The organism is Thauera aromatica K172 (assembly GCF_003030465.1).
In the GTDB taxonomy this organism is placed as follows: Bacteria; Pseudomonadota; Gammaproteobacteria; order Burkholderiales; family Rhodocyclaceae; genus Thauera; species Thauera aromatica.
Genome location: NZ_CP028339.1, coordinates 243,128 through 263,025 on the forward strand (window position 1 = coordinate 243,128; position 19,898 = coordinate 263,025).

Sequence of the window (19,898 nt, forward strand, 5' to 3'; positions counted from 1 at the left end):
CTATGGAAATCAAGGTTAATTTTCTCGACAAGCTTCGTCTTGAAGCCAAGTTCGATGACTTCACGGTGGTGGCCGACCAGCCTATCCGCTATAAGGGCGACGGCTCGGCGCCGGGTCCGTTCGACTACTTTCTGGCTTCGTCGGCACTGTGCGCGGCTTACTTCGTCAAGCTCTACTGCGAAACGCGCAATATTCCCACCGATAACATCCGCCTGTCGCAGAACAACATCGTCGATCCGGAGAACCGCTACAAGCAGATCTTCAAGATCCAGGTCGAGCTGCCGGAGGATCTCTCCGCCGCCGACCGTCAGGGCATCCTGCGCTCGGTCGAGCGCTGCACGGTAAAAAGGGTGGTGCAGACCGGGCCGGAGTTCGTGATCGAAGAGGTGGACAATCTGGATGCCGATGCCCAGGCCCTGCTGGCGCTCAATCCGGATTCCGAAGCAAGCACCTACATTACGGGCAAGGACCTGCCGCTGGAGCAGACCATCGCCAACATGTCGGGGGTTCTGGCGGACCTGGGCATCAAGATCGAGATCGCTTCGTGGCGCAATCTCGTGCCCAACGTGTGGTCGCTGCATATTCGCGATGCGCACTCGCCGATGTGCTTTACCAACGGCAAGGGCGCGAGCAAGGAAAGCGCGCTGGCGTCGGCCCTGGGCGAATATATCGAGCGGCTGAACTGCAATCACTTTTACAACGACCAGTTCTGGGGCGAGGACATCGCCGACGCGGCGTTCGTGCACTACCCGAATGAGCGCTGGTTCAAGCCCGGGCCCGACGATGCGCTGCCGGCGGAGATTCTCGACGAGTACTGCCTGCCGATCTACAACCCCGAGGGCGAGTTGCGCGGCTCGCATCTGTACGACACCAACTCCGGCAATGTGCAGCGCGGCATCTGTGCGCTGCCCTATGTGCGTCAGTCGGATGGTGCGGTGGTGTATTTCCCCACCAACCTGATCGACAACCTGTTCCTCAGCAATGGCATGAGTGCCGGCAACACCCTGGCCGAAGCGCAGGTGCAATGCCTGTCGGAAATCTTCGAGCGCGCGGTCAAGCGCGAGATCATCGAAGGCGAGATGGCGCTGCCCGACGTGCCGCCGGAGGTGCTGGCGAAGTATCCCGGCATCGTCGCCGGCATTGAAGAACTGGAGCGCCAGGGCTTTCCGGTGCTGGTCAAGGATGCGTCGCTGGGCGGGGCGTATCCGGTGATGTGCGTCACCTTGATGAACCCGCGTACCGGCGGGGTGTTTGCCTCGTTCGGCGCGCACCCCAGCCTGGAGGTGGCGCTGGAACGCAGCCTGACCGAGCTGCTGCAGGGGCGCAGCTTCGAGGGCCTCAACGACCTGCCCGCGCCCACCTTCGAGAGCAACGCGGTGACCGAGCCGAACAACTTCGTCGAGCACTTCATCGACTCCAGCGGCGTGGTGTCGTGGCGTTTCTTCAGTGCCAAAGCCGATTTCGATTTCGTCGAGTGGGACTTTTCCGGCCACGGCGAAGATTCCAACATCGAGGAAGCCGCAACCCTGTTCGGCATCCTCGAAGACCTGGGCAAGGAAGTGTACGTGGCGGTGCATGACCAACTCGGCGCAACGGCCTGCCGTATCCTGGTGCCGGGGTATTCGGAGATTTATCCGGTAGATGATTTGATCTGGGACAACACCAACAAGGCCCTGTCGTTCCGCGCCGATATCCTCAATCTGCATCGCCTGGACGATGCCGGCCTGGAAGCACTGCTTGAACGTCTGGAGCACAGCGAGCTCGACGATTACACCGACATCATTACCCTGATCGGCATCGAGTTCGACGAGAACACGGTCTGGGGCCAGCTGACGATTCTGGAACTGAAGCTGCTGATCCATCTCGCCCTGCAGCAGTTCGAAGCGGCGAAGGAGCGGGTCGAAGCCTTCCTGCAATACAACGAGAACACGCTCGAGCGCGTGTTGTTCTATCAGGCCCTGAATGCGGTGCTGGAGGTGGTGCTGGACGACGAGCTGGAACTGGACGACTACGAGGCCAACTTCCGCCGGATGTTCGGCAACCCGCGGATGGACGCGGCGATCGGGTCGGTAAACGGCAGCGTGCGCTTCTTCGGCCTGACCCCAACGAGCATGAAACTGGAAGGGCTCGACCGGCACCAGCGCCTGATCGACAGCTACCGGAAACTGCACACGGCGCGGGCCAAGGGGGCGGATTCATCCGGTCGGGGTGCGGGGCGGGGTGGGGGCGGCCACAAGGCTGAGCGGGTGACTTCCGCAAGAAACTGATGCCGCTGCAGCCTTACGCGAGCTGAACGATCTGGTTCAGCAGCGCACAGGCCTCGCGGAACTGCGCATCCGGCAGTCGCTTCATCGGGTGCGGCGCCGCATCCCGCATCCGCCAGTCGAAGGACTTCGGCTGGTGGCACAGCACGTAGCTGGTCTTGCCGGCGCGGCGCCCTCCTGCCACCCCTGCCGCAATTGCGAACGGATTGTCGGCGTTGTACTCCGCGGTCGTCATCGGCATGCCGATGACCAGCGATGTGCGGTCATTGAAGGCGCGGGGCGACAGCACCAGAAAGGGATGGCGGTCGCGCAGCTCGCGGCCGGCCTGCGGGTTGCAGTCGATCCAGATGATCTCCCCGCGGTCCGGCACCCACGGCGCCTTGCCGCGCGTGCTCACCATCGCTCGGCCCCGACGCTCGGGCTGGCCATCGCCTCGCCGCCGTGCCGTGCCGGGTCAAAGCCTGCAAGGCGCTGTTCGAGACTCAGGCTCTCCTGCACGATGGGTGTGATCACCACGCGGCCCTCTTCGACGGTGATCCGCACCTGCTGATCGGCATCGAGATGAGCCTCTCGCGCTACTGCGGCAGGCAGGCGTACGCCGAGGCTGTTGCCCCAGTGCTTGATGGCAAGAATGGCTTCGGTCATGGCGTCGCTGCTCCGTGTGTTTAAACGTAGTATAGACGTCGCGGCGCCGCAGACCAAGGAGCCCCCGCCGCAGCGCAGGCGTGACCTTCGCGGACGCCGGGCAACGTCGTTCGCCCTGAGCCTGTCGAAGGGCGTTTCCTGGCAGTGCCTTCGGATAGGCTTCGACAAGCCCAGCCCCGACTCCCTTGCGGAGAGGGCGACCCCATCCCCGCCCAAGCTCATGCCCGGAACCCGCCAGCGCCGCCCTACCCAAACGGATTGAACACCTCCACCCCCAGCGCGCTGAAGTCGGCCACGTTGCGCGTCACCACGGTCAAGCCGTTCGTTCTCGCCGTCGCCGCAATCATCGCATCCTCGTAGAGCGTGTCGGACTTGCGATGCATGAGCTTCGCCCAGTTGCGGAAAGCCGCTCCATCCATCGGCAGCACGTTGTAAGCCCCGGCAACGAGTTCAAGCCAGGCCTCGATCTCTGCCGCCTTGGCGGCGTCTTGCTCGCGCGTGAGTTCCACCCCCGCCTGGATCTCGCCGAGCGTGACCGCCGACAGGAACAGCGCGGCATCATCCACCGATTGCAGCCATGCCACCACCGCACCGTGAGGTTTGGGTTTGCGCAGTTCGGACACGACATTGGTGTCGAGCAGGTACATACCCGTCACCGCAAGGGTTCGACCGGGCGCCGCTTCGCCCGCCCGCGAGGCGGCACCAGCGCGTCGGTGCGTGCCTGTTCGGACAGCAGCAACTGCTTCAATGAAGGCCGCGCCGCCGCCTGCAGGCGCCGCCACTCATCGACCGGCACCAGAACCGCCGCCTCCGCTCCGCGCCGGGTCACCATTTGTGCTCCTTCGGACAGGCAGGCATCCAGGAACTCGCTGAACCGCGCCTTCGCATCTTGTACAGGCCATGTGTGCATGATCGCCCCAAGCAAACTAGTTTGCTGGCTAGTCTTCATCAAAGTCTGGCGACTGTCAAACACGCCGTCCGGGCGCGAGGATGTACTGGAGACGGCTGCCGCGGAGGTCGTGCACCGCCATCTTCATGCCTGACTTCTTGTCGGCCGGAGCCGTCATTCAGTTCCCGCGGAACCAACGGTTGCAGTCTGCTCCACAGCGGCCGTTCACCGCGTTTCAGGCGTTCTATGACTTTGGGCTGTGGCGGTCTTCATCCTCGGTGGCCAACTCAAGCTTACTCCTGAAGTCCGTGGCGACAGCGGTGGCCAGTTGAGAAAACGCCTCCAGCTTCTCAATCTTGTCCAGCAAGACTTCGCGTGCGACTTCGTCGGTACCGCGCAACTTTGCACCGGCTGTAACAAACTCCACGACTCGCAGCTCCACCACCGCGTTTGCCCCGGCATCAATCGCGGCCTCAAGCCATGGAATGGCTTTGTCGGTCGCCAGCTCGGCTGCGGCACTGAGGAGGAATTGGATGAGCACCCGCGCAGAGTAGTCCAAATTAACGGCGGTCTCGAGGAGATCTCTCCCCTGTATTTCAGTACCTTCGATATCTTGGTCGCTTGGCTGCTGGGGCCAGTATCGAAATCGAGGACCGCTGTCTACGTCGAGCGAGGCAAGAGTCTGGAGTAAGGGCTCCAACTCCCTGAACGGCCGAATGCGGGAGGGCAGGCTATTGCGGTGCTCCCACAGCTTAAAGACAACCTGCGCGCAAGCATCCTGCGCCGAAGCTCGCCCCTCCGGCGAGGCTCGTTCGGCTGCGTCCATGCGCTCAGCGATGAAGTGCGCCATCCACTGCGCAGTTAAGTCGTCTCCAAGTTTGAGCTCGGCAACAAGCCGCTTCCCGAGGTCAATCACGGCTCTTGAGCGATCGAGTGATTCCATCTTCACCAATCAAGTAGTAACGCACGTAGGGCCACGGGTACGGTTCGAACTCGTCCCCGCCCGAATTGTAGCGAGTCGGCCGGCGGCGCACGGATACGCTGAGCACTAGGCAGTGCTCTGGGTGCGCCTTCAACAGTTCGTGCAAGAAACTGCGGTTGCCGCTCAGCCGGGTTCCCGGCACGGTTTCCTGCTCTCGTCCAAGTCCGACGGCTTGTGTCCAGGCTTCGCTGCGAAGGAGCGATCCGGAGGCTGTTACCCAGCGACGCCCATCGTCGGTCAGGTTCAAGCCAAGCTTATCGACGATGGAAGGATCTGGTCTAGGCCCAGGATATTCGAGCTTTTCCCCCCATGGATCGTACTCGTCAATGCCAGTGGACTCGTTCCTGCTGGCTACCCATCCAACCAGCCGGAAAAGGCCCGCCTCCGGTTCATCTGTATCGTCCTCTGATGGGAAGTAAATGCTTCCGGTATCTGAGGCGGTCTGAACTGCAGCGAGCAGCGCAGCGGCACCAGCTCTGTCGACCAGGGCGCTGTAGACCGCGACGGTTTCTTCGTCGTCGTGGTGACCACTACTCCAGTGTCCCCAGAGTACTTGCAGGCCATCATCGGTGAGCAGCTGCCGATCCAGATACTCCGCTGTCACGCTCCAACACCACGTTTTGTCACCATAGCTCTGTGGCTTCGGAGGTGATTCGGTGAAGCATGGATCTCGCCGGTCCGCGATCCAACGACCATCATCGCGAGTCAACAGGCGACCGTCGAGCCACTCCTCGAAATCATCCTTGGGGCCGTCCTCTCTCTTACCGACTTGGTGCGTTCTCAGCAATCTCGCGGCCACAATCATCATCGCATGGTACGAGTGATAGGCGCGAAGATCATCCACACGCGGCTGGGTGCCATGCGAATGGCTAGTGTCGGGGTAGCGGAAGATCTTCCGCTTATAGCGAGCATCGTCCTGAGCGTAGTTGAACTGGACGCCCATCCGCTCGCGCAGTGCCTGTCTCGCGCGAAGCTCGACCGAATTCTGATCGATGCCGAAGGCCCTCCCAAGTGGTGCGAACCAGTAGGGACCGATGTCGATGCCGAAGTAATACTTCTTGTGGTCCGTGGGCGTTGAATCATCCGAAGCTTCATTTTCCCGCGAGTCGCCACGCCATCCTGAATACACAGCAACGGGGAGCTGACTGACGTTGACCGCATCCAAGCCGGCAATGACTTCGGCCGGCACTACCCCGGCTACATGAAGCTCCTTCGTAAGCGTCCGCCGCACCCACGGCCTCTTACGCTTGCGCAGCCGCTTGCTTTCTGATCGGCAGCAGTTCGTCGATGCGGCTATTGGGCCAGGTCGGTAGCTTCTCGAGCGTATCGGCAAGCCAGGTCAGCGGTTCGAAGCCATTGGCGCGCGCCGTGGCGAGCAGGGATTGAACCACGGCGGCACGCTTGCCGGCGGCTTCGGAGCCCGCAAACATCCAATTCTTCTTGCCCAGGGCGATCGGCCGGATGGCGTTCTCGATCGGGTTATTGTCGATCGGCCAATCGCCGCGACTCGCATAGCGCGCGAGCGCCGGCCAGCGCTTCAAGCTGTAGTCGATGGCGCGGGCGAGCGCCGCACCGTCGGCCACGGTCTTGCGGGTCTGCACCAGCCACAGGTACATCGCCTCCAGGCGCGGCTGCGCGTACTGCAGTCGCAGTTCGGCGCGCACCTTGACCGAAACGTCGCGGGCCTGCTCTTCGAGCGCGTACAACTCGCCGATGCGCGCGAGTGCCTCGGCCGCGACCGGGCTCTTGTTCGCCTGGTGAAGCTCGAAGTACTTGCGTCGTGCGTGCGCCAGACAGGCAAGCTCTCCGATGTCGCCACCGAACAGGGCCTTATAGCCCCCGTAGTCATCGACCATGAGCATGCCCTTCCAGCCTTTCAGGAAGGCCTGGGGGTATTGCCCGCCGCGACCGGGCTGGTAATCGAAGATGACGATGGGCGGGTCGGCATCGAGTGTGTTGCTGCGGTAGGCCCACAGATACGCCCGCTTGGTCTTGCCGCGCCCCGGATCAAGTTGTTCGACCGGGGTTTCGTCGGCATGCAACACGTTGCCTTCGCGCAGGCGCTCGATCAGGCGATCGCACAGCGGCGCGAGCGCCACCCCGATCCGCCCGACCCACTCGGCCTGCGTCGAGCGCGGTAGCGGCACCTCGCTGCGCGCGGCGATCTGCTCGATCCGGTACAGGGGCAAATGATCGACGAACTTGCTCACCGTCACCCACGCCAGCAGCCGCGGCGCAGCCATCCCGCCGTCGATGATCGCCGCCGGCACGGGCGCGGCCGACACCGTCTCGCAGCGCCGGCACGCGTACTGCGGGCGGATGTGGCGATGGACGAAGAATTTGGCCGGGATGATGTCGAGCTGCTCGGAGACGTCCTCGCCGATCTTGACCAGATCCTGCCCGCACTGACCACAGGTGCACGATTCAGGTTCGTGGCGATGTTCGATGCGCTCGAGGTGTGCCGGCAGCGCAGGCCGTCCGGCACGCGGGCGCCTCGGGCTCGCCGGCGGCGCCTCGGGCGGAGTCTCGCGCAGCGCTTCGAGGCGGGCTTCGCAGGCGGCCAGATCGGCCGCGAGCGTCTCGTCGAACAGATCCTTCATATCCGCCGCCCGGGCCTCACTGCTGGCGCCGAAACGCAGGCGCTTGAGCACGGCGATCTCATGGACCAGCGCTTCGATCTTGATCTTGCTCAGCTTGAGTTCGGCTTCGAGGCGGGTCACATCAGCCGCCTGCGCGACCCACCTCTGAACCTGCTGCACGAGCTCGGGCGGCAGGTCGAAAGCAGTCAGTTGCGCAGCGGAATCCATGCCGGAATTATACCCGAATAACGCGCTACATCCCAGCATCTACAAGGGTTTCAGGCTCTTTTGCGCAGCGGATCGTGGATGGTTTCGGCGCACCGATCACACCTGCCAGTGGGCCGGTGCCGCGGCGCTCAGGCGCTGCCACTCGACCCCCGCCACGAGCCACTGCCATTGCTCGGCCGACAGCGCAAACACCGCGTTGTCGGCACGGGGCCAGCTGAAGCTGCCCCGATGCAGGCGACGCTGACTCAACCACACCCCGGTGCCGTCCCACACCAGCACCTTCAGGCGCGTGCGCGCCCGGTTGATGAAGGCGTAGGCACTGCCGTCGCACGGGGCGCGCCCCAGGCTGTTCTGCAACCGTGCCGACAGGCCGTCGATGCCCAGACGCATGTCGATCGGCTCGACCGCCAGCCAGATCTGATCGGGCGAGATCATCACGGCGCCTGGTGCGCGAGCACTTCGGACAGCCACGACGCCGACGGCAGCGTAGCGAACTCCAGGCACCAGCCAGACGGGCTACGCAGCGACAGGACCCCCGCCGCCTGCAGCGGCGAGGTGACGCCGACAGGGCGGGCCGCCACCAAGGTCAGGAACGCGTCCGATTTGCGCGCGGCCACCGCCCGTCCCTGGCGCACCCAGTACCCCAGCGACTTCTTGTTCAACCCATGCTCGGCGCTATACGCCGCCTGCGTCTGACCGCTGCGCCGCCACTGCTCCACATGCGCACGCCAGCGCGCAGCGCGCTCGGAATGATGGCTCATCACGACCTCCTGCAAAAAACCAGGAGTGTCCGCAAACCACCTCCGCAATCACAGGTGGGCGCGCCGGACGCTTACGCTCCTTCAAGGTCTGGGCTGCAAAGTGGCGGAGCAGGGCATGCTCTTCGATCGCTGATGCCGTTAGGAATGAGACAAATGGCTGGACGGCAGCGGGCTGGTCGAGCGCGCCGCGCGCGAGGCCGATGAGCAACCACTGGCGGGCGTGCCATTCGTAGAACACCAGCCCTTGGTCGGCGAACGGCGTAGCGGAACCTGTGGATGCGCGCGCCGCGAGCGCTGACAAGAGGTCCATCCAGCCTAATTCCACGCAGGCCCTTACGGCATGTGCGGCCTCCCAGCGTTTGGCCGCGACGGGCGATCCAAGCGCAACCCACAGGTAGCCCGCGAGCGCTTCCCAGCAGGATGACGGAGGTGTCAGGCCGTCGTGCCACGGTCCGTCGCCGTCTTCAGGGCGCAGAACATCTTCCAACAGGTCGAGCCCGAAGTTCAGCACGCCGTCGGCTTCGTCCGTCTTGAGGCAGGAGGCCAAGGGATCCAACAGCAGAAAGAGCTCGCCAGCGTTGAGCGTGGCGACCTGAGCCGTGAACCCCTTCAGGGCGGCGTCCACGATTTCCTTGTCGGTCACGATGCTGCCACCAACTAGGCGCTTGTAGGGAAAGATGCTTCCCCAGCCGCAGCGCCGCGCATATTGAGGGTTGTTTCGACATGCTGCCAGCGTCACGTCGCGTAGGGCGCGGCGAAGCGAAACCAACCTCAGTCCTGATTCAGGAACGGCATCAAGGAGATACCTCAGCTCGAAGATACCGAGGTCCGGCCAGGCGGCAATGGCTTGGACAAACTCGGCCACCTTGCCGGGGCCACTGCGCCGGAAGCCCTGCTTGTAGAACTCTTCAAGCTGGTACGGCGGGTCGAAGGTCCTCAACTCCGCGTAAGCCTGCCTCAGGGCCTCAGAATTCGCGAGATCAACGCCAGCGAACAGCATGTCCCAATCAGGGTCCCTGCGCTGGACGGGGCCGCTCGGGGCACACGTTGTCTCAGACTTCGAGTCCTCCACTGCCGCGGTCGCTCGCGCCGCAGCCAGCAGCCTATCGACGTCCGGCAAGTCGGAACCGTGCGTGCGACCCAGTTCCGAGACACCGGCCCAGGTCTTCTCCGAGTGTGGGTCGACTCGCATGTAGCGATAGCCCACTCGCAGGGCCAGTCGCCGGCGATCAGGGTCGGTTTCCGCCTCGATGGCTCGCTTGACGTCATCGAGACGGTCCCAATCCGCGTTCAGCGCCGACAGTGCAATTGGCGCAAGGGCTGGGAGCCGCCCGGCCCGAACGAGGCTGTACACGGCGATTCTGAGAAGCCGTTCGGCGGAGCCAAAGTCCCTGTCGCGCCAGCGGCTCAGGATGGTCAGCGCCGACGGAGCGCAAAGGCCGAGAAGCGCTTCGACAGTCCTTCGCCAGTCGAAGTGTTTGTCACGGGCGACGTACTCGTAGGTCAACTCGGCGACCCTGGCTAGACGGTACGCGGATTGTGGGCGGGCATGGTTGTCCTCAGCGCTGGCTTCGGCCAAGTGGAGCAGGGCAGACCAGCGATCCAGGTTTTCGTCGCCAATTCGGCTGGAGATTTCGACCGCTCGATCGAAAAAAACCGCGGCCTCGGATCGACTAACGGGAAAAACGGCGCGAGCCAGGCGTTGGTACGCGTCGGTTCTGGCCTCCGCGTCTTCCCGTGACTGCTCAAGCGACTCGTAGGCGGCCACCGCGAGTTCGAGCGCAAGCTCTGACAACGCCTTCGTCCGCGCCGCAATCCTGCACATGGAAGTCAGGGTGTCGGGCCAGAGAAGACCTTGCTTGCTCGCGAGCCAAGTGCGAAGCGAGCCCACCGAACTATCGTCCGTGGCGGCCGCGTCTCGCAATGTGCGTGTCCACTCGATTGCCGCGACCTGTTCGACGTTGAACAGTTTTTGGTAGTCCTGCGACGCAGCGTTTGTGGTTGCCTTGAGCGCGTCCCCAACCGCTTTGCTCAAGTCCGAGGGAATCCGCCCGCAGGCGATTTCCGCGCCCAGCACAAACCAGGGTAGGACGCCTCCGGTCAACCGCTCGAATGCGACGGTGTCAGAGTTCCTGCTGTAGGAGCCTTTGCTCTCCAGGTCCTTGCGGACATCCGGTGGGGCTATTGCGAGCAGAGAAAGCGCCTCGCCGCGCAACGCCGCATCGAGTGCGTAGGCCCTCAGCAATGTCGAGCGGTCCGAACCAAAACGATCCGTGAGGTCTGAAGGTGGCTTGTCCGGCAGATCCCCCTGTGCCAATATGACCTGCGTCACCTACCCCTGACCATTTAGTGAGCAACGAGGTAGGCATGACGACCACCACTCAACCCACGGCATCGATGCACATTCTGAAGACCTCTGCCGATCCGCTCGTCTCGGAAGGCGCCCGTAGGGCGACTGAAGAGACGAGCGGATCGGCGGCGCCGACCGCGCAGCCCGGTGCCAACACCGAGGTCGTGCCGCGCGCCCGACGCCGGCAGTTCTCCAACGCCGACAAGCGGCGGATCCTCGACGCGGCTGACCGTTGCACCCAGCCCGGCGAGATCGGCGCGCTGTTGCGCCGCGAGGGCGTCTACTCATCGAGCCTGAGCACTTGGCGGCGCCAGCGCGAGGCCGCCGAACTGGCTGCACTGGCACCGCAAAAGCGGGGCCCCAAGCCGGATCCCGCCGCCGCCGAAGCGCGCCAGATCGCGCAGCTGATGCGCGAGAACGAACGCCTCAAGAGCCAGCTCGACAAGGCGCACCTGATCATCGAGGTCCAAAAAAAAGTTGCTGCCTTGCTGGGCAGTCCGATCGACGACACGCACGACAAGTCATGATGCGCGGCGCCGAAGAACTTGCCCCGGCCCTTGGCATGGCCGCCGCCTGCCGGGCCGTGGGCCTCTGGCGCGGTGCGCCGGCCCGGGCGCGCGCACGGGCCCACCGCGAAGCCCTGCATGGACCGCACCCCCGCCGCACGGCACGGCCCCGTCCGCCGCTGGCGCTCGCCCCCCTCGAGCGCAAGGAATTGCTCGAGGTGCTCAACAGCGAGCGCTTTTGCGACATGGCGCCGGCGGCCATCCATGCCACGCTGCTCGACGAGGGGCGCTATCTGGGCTCGGTGCGCACCATGTACCGGGCGCTCGCCGCCAACGGCGCCACGCGCGAACGCCGGCGTCAGCTCACCCATCCGGCCTATGCCAAGCCGGAATTGCTGGCCACCGCGCCCAATCAGGTCTGGTCCTGGGACATCACCAAGCTCAAGGGGCCGGCCAAATGGACCTGCTTCCACCTTTACGTGATCCTCGATATCTTCAGCCGCCACGTCGTGGGCTGGCTGATTGCCGAGCGTGAAAGTGGCGAGCTGGCCGAACAGTTGATCGCCGAGACCGTGTCCCGCCACGACATCGCGCCCGGCACCCTCACGCTGCATGCCGATCGCGGGGCCAGCATGCGCTCCAAGCCCGTGGCCGCCTTGCTGGTCGATCTGGATATCACCAAGAGCCATAGCCGCCCGCACGTCTCGGACGACAACCCCTACTCGGAATCGCAATTCAAGACGATGAAGTACCGTCCAGACTTCCCCGCACGCTTCGGCAGCCTCGCCGACGCCCGTGCCCACTGCCAGACCTTCTTCACCTGGTACAACACCGAGCACCGGCACTCGGGCATCGGCTACATGACGCCGAGCAGCGTCCATTACGGCCAGGCGTATGCCGCGCATCTGCTCCGTCAGGACACTCTCGATGCAGCCTTCCTCGCCAACCCGAAACGTTTCAAGGGGCGCCGCCCTGAGCCCCCCGCGCTGCCCAGCGCCGTCTGGATCAACCCACCCGCAACGGAGACAAACGACGACCCGAACACCCTGGCTTCCCCAGTAAATTCATGAAGCACGGTGACGCAAAGTCATTGACACGTTCCGGATAGCGACGCAGAATCTCTGCCCAGGCGGCATCCTCACGCGGAAGAACGCGCAGAGCTTCCGATATGGCGGCCGTGACAGCGTCTAGCACGTCCCAACGAGAGTCCCATTGAGCCAGCTCCTTGAATTGAACCCGCGGGTCGGCTAAGGCACGCATGAGCCGCGCTACCGGCTCTGCCGGAAGGGCATGGCCGACCCGACACGCTTCGGCCACCAAGCCCAGCATCAGCCAGGTGTCTTTCGCGCCATGCGTTGCCAGCGCGTCGAGTTGCTCGTATCGGCCGAGGTCCAGGAGGCGCCGCGCTAGCCGCTTGCTTGCCGGCAGAGCAATGTGCCGTGGCTTCCAGCGACTGAGGAACCTTGCGGCTTCCTCTGGTCCCCATGCTAGCAGTTGGGCCATTGCAAGTTCAGCTCGATCCGCATCGTCGACCCGCTCGTCCTCGCGCTCCTTCGCAGGCCGCCGTGCCCACGCAAACAGCCAGTCGAGCGCCATGCGCAGTCGGCTGCGGGCCTCGGCCAAGAACTCGTTGCGGCCCGAGAGCAAGCCGGCGTCGTAAGCATGGTGTGCGCCCATCCAACTCCCGCCGAACGTGCGCCGCGACACCAGTTCGTCGATCCGGTCAGGGGCAAGTAGGGCGGCCGCGAGGTCAGTGTTGTCTTGGATCAGGCGCGTCTGGCGCACCTCACCAGCCGACTCGCCGCCCGTCTTCAAGGCCAACTTCGCCGCCGCCGCATACTGTCCTCTCTGCAAGCAGGCTTTGAGCGCGAAGGTCAGCCGCTGGATTTCCACGTCCCGCCGCTCCAGTGGATTCGAGGTCGGTAGGCCGTCTTCCGACAGCGTCAGTTCGACCAACTCATCTATGAGCCCGGCCGCAAGGAGCAGTTGCGGCAGGGTCGAGGCAACGTAAGCGCTACTTGCTGCGAGCGGCCTCAAGCGCTGCAGGAATGTCGCCAAGTTCGCCGCGTTGGGCTTGAACCGTTCACGAAACCATGTCTCGGCCGGTTCATCGAGAAAGTGGAGGCTGCTTCCTTTGACGAGCAGCGGTCGTCCGAGGTCAAACGCAAAGCTTCGAACGGCGCTCTCGGGCGTGCCGGAGATTTGAGCCAGTACCGAAATGGGTACCAGCGGACGAAGCACTGCCAGTGCTTGGCAGATGAGATCGATCTGCATCGACTCCACATGGCCGATCCGGTCCTTGAGCCTGTCAATGGCGTTTTGCAGCAACTCCCCGATGGCTCGGTCGACCGTGGACGGTGTCGGGCCGAGTTCCCGGAGCATCTCGTCGATGGGGCGCTTGCGACTCAGTGCCAAGGCCTGGAGCCGAGGGTTGGAGCTGCTGAGGAACGCGAACTCGGCGGCTTCGGCGTCGGTTGCCTGTGGATAGAAATGCCGCAAGTGGATCGTCGTTTCTGCCTGGCTAAAGGGGCGCAGTTCGATCTGCTTGGCCTCGGGAGGCGCGTCGAGGCGCCATCGGCGATGTGACCCTGTCCCCGTTTGATGGACGCCATCAAGGGCACTGCGGCAGCAAGTTATCCACGGGCGCGCGCCTGCGGCGCCTCATACGCAGGCAGAGCGCGCGGCGGTGGATAACTTGCGATGCTGTCCGGTTGAGTGTTCGGTTGCTGCATTGCCCACCTCCTTTCGAATTGGACCGGACTGTCGTAATCAAGTGCGCTGTGCCGACGTTCGGTGTTGTAGTAGCCGATGTACTGGGTTAGATCGTCGATCGCCTGTTGGCGTGTGGCGTAGTGTTCGTCATAGACCCGTTCGACCTTGAGCGTGCCGTTGGCCGACTCCATCGGTGAGTTGTCGTAGCAGTTCGCGCGCCGGCTCATCGACACCGTGATGCCTTGAGCATCGAGTACCTCGCGATAGTCGTGCGCGCAGTACTGGCTGCCGCGATCGGAGTGGTGCAGCAGGCCGGCGGGCGGCCGTCGCATGCCCAGCGCTAGGGCCAGCGCCGCCATCGTGAGCTGCGTGTCGATGCGATCGCTCATCGCCCACCCGACCAGCCGGCGACTGAACAAGTCCATCACCAGCGCGACGTACAACCACCCCTCGTCGGTGCCGACGTAGGTGATGTCGGTCACCCATTTCTGATTCGGCGCACTCGCGCTGAAATCGCGCTCGAGCAGGTTCGGCGCTACCGGCAGGCTGTGGCCCGAATCGGTCGTGCGCACAAAACGGCGCCGCCGGCGTGCTTGCAAGCCCTCGCGCAGCATCAGCCGGCGTACCCGCTTGTGATTGACCGGAAAGCCCGCAGCGCGCAGATCGCGGGTGAGCCGCGGACGCCCGTACTTGCCCCGATGGTGTGCATGGCATGCGTGCAGCATCACCACCAGCTCCTCGTCGCGGCGCACCCGCGCCGATGGCCCGCGACCCCGCCACGCGTAGAAGCCGCTGCGCGAGACCTCGAGCAGCACACACATGCGCGTCACCGGCCAGCGCACCGACTGTTGCTCAATCCACGCGTACTTCACCGCGACTCCCTGGCAAAGTACGCCGCCGCCTTTTTTAGAATCTCGTTGTCGAGCTTGAGTCGCGCGTTTTCTGCCCGCAGCCTACTCAACTCGGCTTGTGCGTCATTGACGGGCGCCGCCGCCGCTCGCCTGGCGAGCGGCTTGCCACGCCGCGCCCGGCGCACCCAGTTGCCCAGCGTCTTCGGCGAAATGTCCAGACTGCACGCCACCTCGCTCGCGCTGCGTCCAGCCTCCATCACCTGACGTACCGCCGCCTCGCGAAATTCCACCGTATAGACCCGCTTCGGTATCCTCGTTTTCATCTCACGTTCCTCCATGAAGCCTTAGAGCCGCACTTCATGGCGTCCGTTTTTCGGGGGCAAGCTCAATGTGTCCTGCAGGTGAAGACGAGTCTGATGCCGTCAGGGAGGGGTGTGCGGATCAGGTCTCGGACGAAAGCCGTGTCGCCATGCTCTTCTCCGGCCATGTCTGCATTGTCCGCAGCATCAATGATGAGGCACAGGCTTGCCTGCGGATGTCTTGCCTGCAGTAACCCGATGGCCTGCCCGAGCCTGCCGCTGAAAGCCCGCATGAAGCGCTTGCCGTCTGCGTTCGCGGATGGGATCAACGGGTGACACAAACCCTGGGCCGCGAGCTCGTTCGCAATCTGCGGGAGCGCGTCGCGGTGGCGGTGCCTGAAATGAAGCGTGTTGCGGTAGAGGCCATCACCGAAGCAGTCATAGAGCACCGCGACAGAGCCGATTGGCATTGATTTCGCCAGGCTCAACGCAAGAACCGATTTACCAACCCCTCCATCGGCATGCAGTACGATCGGATGCTTCGCTAGGAAAAGCGCCTCGCGGATGTCGGCTTCCTGCTCCCGAGGTAGCATCTCGGAGGGGCCAACGATCAGGCAAGGCGCTGGCAGGAGATCTGTCTCCGAGACCTTCAGCGCGCGCAGCACGTCGTGCCGTCGAATCGCAGGATCTTCGGCAAACTCGGATGTTGCTTTGCATGCAACCAGTTCCTTGAGTTGAACTGGAGTGTCGTAGTCGGCTTCAGCCAGGTAGATGCTGACGTCCTGGGCCAGCAGGTTCCGTTGGGTCCATAGGCCCGGCTCGCCGCCGTCCGCAGAGAAGATCTGGAAGAAATCCGACGCTTCAGAGCCACCGAGTTCCGTGTATCGAAGCAGGGTGCTCTGGATCTTCGGATGGCGTGGAGTTCGCGCATTGGCCAGGTCTTCCAGGGCTTGCTGGACCTTTTGATCGATCGGCCGGTTGGTGGTGAAGCTAAACCTGACCTTCTGCTTAAGGGTCGCTGCCGGAATCTTCCGGCGGAGGCTGACATAACGCTTCGCAAAGCCTCTTAGCGTCTTATCAAAACCGCTTGCCGTCCAGGGTTCCTGGGGATGCTTGGTCGAGTGTTTTAGCTGGATGTACTGAACGAACCGGGCGTCCTCCAACGTTTCGCTACCGTAGTAGAGGCCGACGTCAATCAGTTCGTCGCCGTCTTCCTCCGAGGCCGCGCCCTCTGAGGTCGATGCCCCCTCGATCGATACCGCAACGAGGTCGCCCGATCCGGGCAATAGGGCGAGGCAGTGGCGTGCAGCCCAATGGTAGTGGAACTGATCCCCGTCGCGGCTCGGCCGCACCAACTCATCACTCGCCATATTCTTGGTTGCTCGTCCTCGTGAGTTGGCAAGTTTAGCGGAACGCTCGCACTCCTCTTGCCGACTGAACCATTGGCGGCTGAACTACCATGCAGAACGGTATGCAGACACCCCTTGTCTTTCCCTGCTTGGCTACATCATGCACGCTGGTTGTCCGCATGGAATATCCCAGCGAAGTGAGCCAGCGCCGGATACCCGGCGCAGACCGGATACTGGTCATCATGATTTGAAGTCCTGCACATAGGGGTCGGAAGGGTAAGTTCAGGGAAAGGAAGTCCTCCCACTCAGCTCGCACCTCGCCCCCGGTTTGAATGGCTGCTGTGCGCTTCACGGCCGCCGCTCATACAGCGTAAGCCGCTGGCGGCAATGGCCGAGAACCCGCCGCACCCGCCTCACGTCCGCAACACGCTATACCGCCTGAACAACTCCATCGGCAGCGCCCGCTCCAGCCGCCAGGTGATCGAGAGTGGCCGATCTCCCTCCCACCGCTCCATGCTCACCGGCCCCAGCGCCCTGTACGCCTGTCCGCGTGCTTCCCGCACGAAAAGCTGGAACCGCCAGCCGTTGCCCGGCGATTCGCAGTAGCGGCACCCGGCCGGGGTATCGGGTCCGGCGGTGTTCTGCGATTGCCAGTGGAAGAGATCCGGGCTGATGGCGTAGTCGTGGTAGGCGAGCATCTGGACGCGGCGCTGGGCGGTGCACCGCGCCGGGTGCTGGCGTAGTAGCGCAGTTCCGCGGTGAGGCGCCGCCAGGTCTGCCGGCTGATCTGGCGCAGGCCGGTGAGTACCTGTTCGCGCGCGACGCGGTCGAACTGGATGTGGCAGCCGGGCGGCAGCGTGGTGAAGCCGCTTTCCACCGCCTCGATGAGTTGCTGGCGGTTGAGGCCGGTGATGGCGCGATAGAGCACGTCGAAGCGGAAGTCGTTCTGCAGCCGGCCGACGAAATCCAGCACCAGGCAGCTGTCCTTGCCGTCGGCGAGGCGCAGGCCGCGGCCGAGCTGCTGCTGGAACACCACCGGGCTCTGGGTGGGGCGCAGGAAGAGCAGGGTGTTGGCTTCCGGGATGTCGACGCCTTCGTTGTAGAGATCGACGGTGCACAGCACTTTCAGCGTGCCGGCGGCGAGTTCTCGCGGGGCGCGTTCGCGCTCGTCGCGCGGTGTGGCGCTGGTGATCGCGCGCGCCGGCAGGCCGGCGGCGTCGAAGCAGGAGGCCATGAAGTCGGCATGGGCGATGTCGACGCAGAAGGCGATCGCGCGCATGGCGGCGTGGTCGGCCACGTATTCGCGCACGGCCTGGGTGACGCGCCGGGCGCGGGCGTCATTGCCGCTGATCACCTTGGCGAGCTGGCCGAGCTCGCCGGGCTGGTTCCAGCGGATGGCGCTGAGATCGGTGCTGTCGTTGGTGGCGTAGTACTCGAAGGGGGCGAGCAGTTGCTGGTCGAGCGCGTCCCACAGGCGCAGCTCCACCGCCGGGCTGCCGTCGGGGCGGGCGTCGAAGTAATGCAGCACCGAGCGCCCGTCTGCGCGTTCCGGCGTGGCGGTGAGGCCGAGCAGGTAGCGCGGGCGGATCTGGTTGGCGAAGGCGTCGAACTGGCTCGCCGGCAGGTGATGGCATTCGTCGATGACCACGGTGTTCCAGTAGTCCGCGCCGTGGCGCGCGAGCAGTTCGCGGGCGGCGACCGACATGATGGTGGCGAAGAGATGCTCGCTGCCCTCGGGCTCGGCGCCGTCGGCCAGCAGCTCGCCGAAGGCGGGCGCGCGCAGTACCTGGCGGTAGGTTTCCATGGCCTGGCGCAGCAGTTCGACGCGGTGGGCGACGAAGAGCAACCGCGGCCGGCCGCCCTGCTGCTCGCACAGGCGCTTGTAGTCGAAGGCCGCGACCACGGTCTTGCCGGTGCCGGTGGCGGCGACCACGAGATTGCGCGCGCGGCCGTGGCGGCGTTCGGCAGCCAGACGGTCGAGCATCGCCTGCTGGTAGCTCTTGGGCTGCAGGTCGAACCAGGTGGGGGTGGCGATGGTCTCGGCGCCGCCGCCTTTGTTGCCTTTAGCCTGCTGCAATGCGCGGCGCAGCTTCTGGCTGTGGCTGTCGTCGCGCGGATCGAAGCGCTGAAACTCGGGATCGTTCCACAGGGTTTCGAAGTGCGCTTCGGCCGCGGCGAAGAGGTCGGCCTGTCCGGCTTGGGTGAACTTCACCGTCCATTCCACGCCGCCGAGCAGCGCCGCAGCCGAGAGGTTGGCGCTGCCGACGAAGGCGGTGCCGAAGCCGGTGGCGCGGTGGAAGAGCCAGGCCTTGGCGTGCAGGCGGCTGCGCCGGCCGTCGAGTGAGATGCGCAGCTCGACGCCGGGCAGGCCGGCGAGTTCTTCGACCGCGCGCGCTTCGGTGGCGCCGGTGTAGGTCGTGGTGATGACGCGCAGCCGGGTGCGCGGCTGGCCGTCGGCGCCGACTGCGGTGGCGGCGTCGAGCACATCGCGCAGCTTGCGCAGCCCGCTCCAGGTGATGAAGCTGACGACGATGTCGACGCGATCGGCCGAGCCCAGCTCGGCGCGCAGCTCGGCGAACAGAGACGGGTCGGCGCGGCCGGCGGTGAACAGCCACGGCGCGACCAGGCCGGTCGGTGGGTGCGCCGGGCGGGCGTTGTTGCGATAGATCGCGCGCAGGGCGAGGACCGGCGCGCTCCAGTCGCTGGCCGGTGTATCGCTGCGCCGCAGATGGGCGAGCAGGCCGTTGATGAGGGCGAGCTCGCGCTCTTCGCGCGCGCTGTCGTCTTCAGCCTCGGCCGCCTGGTCGAGCAACTCGGGCAGCAGTCGGGTGAGCACTTCGGTGAGGCGTTGTCGCCGTGCGGTGCCGGTGAGGTGCTCGATATCGGCCTGACCCGCATCGCGCAACTGCAGCGCGAGCGTGCGGATGCGCTCGTCGAGGAGCAGATCGTAGAGCCCGTTGGGAAGATGGGCCATGGATGCGGGATCGCTACAGCGGTGCGACTACAGTGGGTATCGTCAAAGCATACTTTAGCGGGGCTTGCACGAGCGCCATGGTCTGGGCCGGACGGCCCGGCATCGATGGGGCTTTGTCGCGTGTGCGTACCATCGTCCGGTGCCGGCGTTCGGGCGGACCATCGCCTCGCTGCCGCGCTATTCCCTTCAGGCCAGGTGCCAGCGAGTCTTCGGCAATGACGACATTGTGATGTATCCTCGAGCGCCTCACCTCCTAAGGAGTTGTCATGGACGTTGCCGTCAGCAACCTGGTCAATGTCGCCGTGCAGATGCAGCAGGCGAATGTCGAGCACGAAAAACAGGCCACGATCCTGAAGAAGGCGCTGGACGCACAGTCCTCGGTGACGCTGCAGCTGCTGCAGGCCGTCGCTCCGCCTCCCGCACTGGCCACCGAAGGCGTGCAGGGCACGCGGATCAATACCTACGCTTGAGAACGGGGTCGGGAAAAGAGGCGCTGATTTCCGCCTTTC

The 19,898-nt window shown here is 64.4% G+C and carries 15 protein-coding genes and 2 pseudogenes; 3 read left to right on the plus strand and 14 right to left on the minus strand.

Annotated features, from left to right (window positions below; translation table 11 throughout):
* Nucleotides 1–2: 2 nt before the first annotated feature.
* On the plus strand, nt 3–2,267 hold the full coding sequence (locus Tharo_RS01085) for an OsmC domain/YcaO domain-containing protein (protein ID WP_245880969.1): 2,265 nt from the start codon (nt 3–5) through the stop codon (nt 2,265–2,267).
* 13 nt (nt 2,268–2,280) lie between these two features.
* On the opposite strand, the gene Tharo_RS01090 is transcribed toward Tharo_RS01085, so the two are convergent.
* From Tharo_RS01090 to Tharo_RS01135, 10 genes are all read right to left on the minus strand, one after another.
* Complete coding sequence (locus tag Tharo_RS01090; RefSeq protein WP_107219622.1) at nt 2,281–2,664, minus strand: type II toxin-antitoxin system PemK/MazF family toxin; 384 nt, start codon at nt 2,662–2,664, stop codon at nt 2,281–2,283.
* Entirely contained in the window at nt 2,658–2,909 is a 252-nt protein-coding gene (locus tag Tharo_RS01095; RefSeq protein ID WP_107219623.1) for an AbrB/MazE/SpoVT family DNA-binding domain-containing protein, read from the minus strand. Before Tharo_RS01095 ends, Tharo_RS01090 begins: the two co-directional genes overlap by 7 nt.
* Before the next feature lie 245 nt (nt 2,910–3,154).
* The gene (locus Tharo_RS01100; RefSeq protein WP_107219624.1) at nt 3,155–3,556 is read right to left on the minus strand and encodes a type II toxin-antitoxin system VapC family toxin; all 402 of its coding nucleotides are present in this window, start codon (nt 3,554–3,556) and stop codon (nt 3,155–3,157) included.
* 5 nt (nt 3,557–3,561) lie between these two features.
* Nucleotides 3,562–3,858: a type II toxin-antitoxin system Phd/YefM family antitoxin gene (locus Tharo_RS01105; protein ID WP_245880970.1), complete on the minus strand. Its 297-nt coding sequence runs from the start codon at nt 3,856–3,858 to the stop codon at nt 3,562–3,564.
* 184 nt (nt 3,859–4,042) lie between these two features.
* On the minus strand, nt 4,043–4,741 hold the full coding sequence (avs3b, locus tag Tharo_RS01110) for an AVAST type 3 anti-phage protein Avs3b (protein WP_211309642.1): 699 nt from the start codon (nt 4,739–4,741) through the stop codon (nt 4,043–4,045).
* Nucleotides 4,707–5,969, minus strand: coding sequence for a hypothetical protein (locus Tharo_RS01115; protein WP_107219627.1), 1,263 nt, complete (start codon nt 5,967–5,969; stop codon nt 4,707–4,709). The genes avs3b and Tharo_RS01115 overlap by 35 nt, the downstream gene beginning before the upstream one ends.
* Nucleotides 5,970–6,021: 52 nt before the next feature.
* Nucleotides 6,022–7,587 (minus strand): IS66 family transposase, encoded by a 1,566-nt coding sequence (tnpC, locus tag Tharo_RS01120; RefSeq protein WP_107219628.1) that lies wholly within the window; start codon nt 7,585–7,587, stop codon nt 6,022–6,024.
* A 96-nt stretch (nt 7,588–7,683) separates the two neighbouring features.
* Nucleotides 7,684–8,022 (minus strand): IS66 family insertion sequence element accessory protein TnpB, encoded by a 339-nt coding sequence (tnpB, locus tag Tharo_RS01125; protein ID WP_107219629.1) that lies wholly within the window; start codon nt 8,020–8,022, stop codon nt 7,684–7,686.
* Complete coding sequence (gene tnpA, locus Tharo_RS01130; RefSeq protein WP_159051640.1) at nt 8,022–8,348, minus strand: IS66 family insertion sequence element accessory protein TnpA; 327 nt, start codon at nt 8,346–8,348, stop codon at nt 8,022–8,024. Before tnpA ends, tnpB begins: the two co-directional genes overlap by 1 nt.
* Nucleotides 8,263–10,680 carry a hypothetical protein gene (locus tag Tharo_RS01135; protein WP_211309643.1) on the minus strand — a complete coding sequence of 806 codons (2,418 nt, stop codon included), beginning with the start codon at nt 10,678–10,680 and terminating at the stop codon, nt 8,263–8,265. Before Tharo_RS01135 ends, tnpA begins: the two co-directional genes overlap by 86 nt.
* Before the next feature lie 182 nt (nt 10,681–10,862).
* On the opposite strand from Tharo_RS01135, the gene Tharo_RS01145 reads away from it, so the two are divergent.
* Nucleotides 10,863–12,274 (plus strand): IS3 family transposase gene (locus Tharo_RS01145; protein WP_245881042.1). Its coding sequence is split into 2 segments (ribosomal slippage): nt 10,863–11,211 and nt 11,211–12,274, totalling 1,413 coding nucleotides; the frame shifts between segments, so codons are not numbered across the junction.
* On the opposite strand, the gene Tharo_RS01150 is transcribed toward Tharo_RS01145, so the two are convergent.
* The 4 genes and pseudogenes from Tharo_RS01150 to Tharo_RS01170 form a co-directional block, all read right to left on the minus strand.
* Entirely contained in the window at nt 12,210–13,703 is a 1,494-nt protein-coding gene (locus tag Tharo_RS01150; protein WP_211309644.1) for a hypothetical protein, read from the minus strand. The genes Tharo_RS01145 and Tharo_RS01150 overlap by 65 nt on opposite strands.
* A gap of 245 nt (nt 13,704–13,948) precedes the next feature.
* A pseudogene (locus Tharo_RS01155) lies at nt 13,949–15,105 on the minus strand (IS3 family transposase); the annotation flags it as partial.
* A 47-nt stretch (nt 15,106–15,152) separates the two neighbouring features.
* Nucleotides 15,153–16,436, minus strand: a complete 1,284-nt coding sequence (locus Tharo_RS01165; protein WP_211309645.1) for a P-loop NTPase family protein — start codon at nt 16,434–16,436, stop codon at nt 15,153–15,155.
* Between the two features lie 392 nt (nt 16,437–16,828).
* Nucleotides 16,829–19,389 (minus strand): annotated as a pseudogene (locus tag Tharo_RS01170) (DUF3427 domain-containing protein).
* A 266-nt stretch (nt 19,390–19,655) separates the two neighbouring features.
* Here Tharo_RS01170 and Tharo_RS01175 point away from each other — a divergent pair.
* Nucleotides 19,656–19,859, plus strand: coding sequence for a YjfB family protein (locus Tharo_RS01175; protein WP_107219631.1), 204 nt, complete (start codon nt 19,656–19,658; stop codon nt 19,857–19,859).
* The last annotated feature ends 39 nt before the right edge of the window (nt 19,860–19,898 follow it).

Coding starts and splice junctions, on each gene's coding strand:
- Tharo_RS01085 (WP_245880969.1), top strand. CDS start 3: ATGGAAATCAAGGTTAATTTTCTCGACAAGCTTCGTCTTGAAGCCAAG.
- Tharo_RS01090 (WP_107219622.1), bottom strand. CDS start 2,664: ATGGTGAGCACGCGCGGCAAGGCGCCGTGGGTGCCGGACCGCGGGGAG.
- Tharo_RS01095 (WP_107219623.1), bottom strand. CDS start 2,909: ATGACCGAAGCCATTCTTGCCATCAAGCACTGGGGCAACAGCCTCGGC.
- Tharo_RS01100 (WP_107219624.1), bottom strand. CDS start 3,556: ATGTACCTGCTCGACACCAATGTCGTGTCCGAACTGCGCAAACCCAAA.
- Tharo_RS01105 (WP_245880970.1), bottom strand. CDS start 3,858: ATGAAGACTAGCCAGCAAACTAGTTTGCTTGGGGCGATCATGCACACA.
- avs3b (WP_211309642.1), bottom strand. CDS start 4,741: ATGGAATCACTCGATCGCTCAAGAGCCGTGATTGACCTCGGGAAGCGG.
- tnpC (WP_107219628.1), bottom strand. CDS start 7,587: ATGGATTCCGCTGCGCAACTGACTGCTTTCGACCTGCCGCCCGAGCTC.
- tnpB (WP_107219629.1), bottom strand. CDS start 8,022: ATGATCTCGCCCGATCAGATCTGGCTGGCGGTCGAGCCGATCGACATG.
- tnpA (WP_159051640.1), bottom strand. CDS start 8,348: ATGAGCCATCATTCCGAGCGCGCTGCGCGCTGGCGTGCGCATGTGGAG.
- Tharo_RS01165 (WP_211309645.1), bottom strand. CDS start 16,436: ATGGCGAGTGATGAGTTGGTGCGGCCGAGCCGCGACGGGGATCAGTTC.
- Tharo_RS01175 (WP_107219631.1), top strand. CDS start 19,656: ATGGACGTTGCCGTCAGCAACCTGGTCAATGTCGCCGTGCAGATGCAG.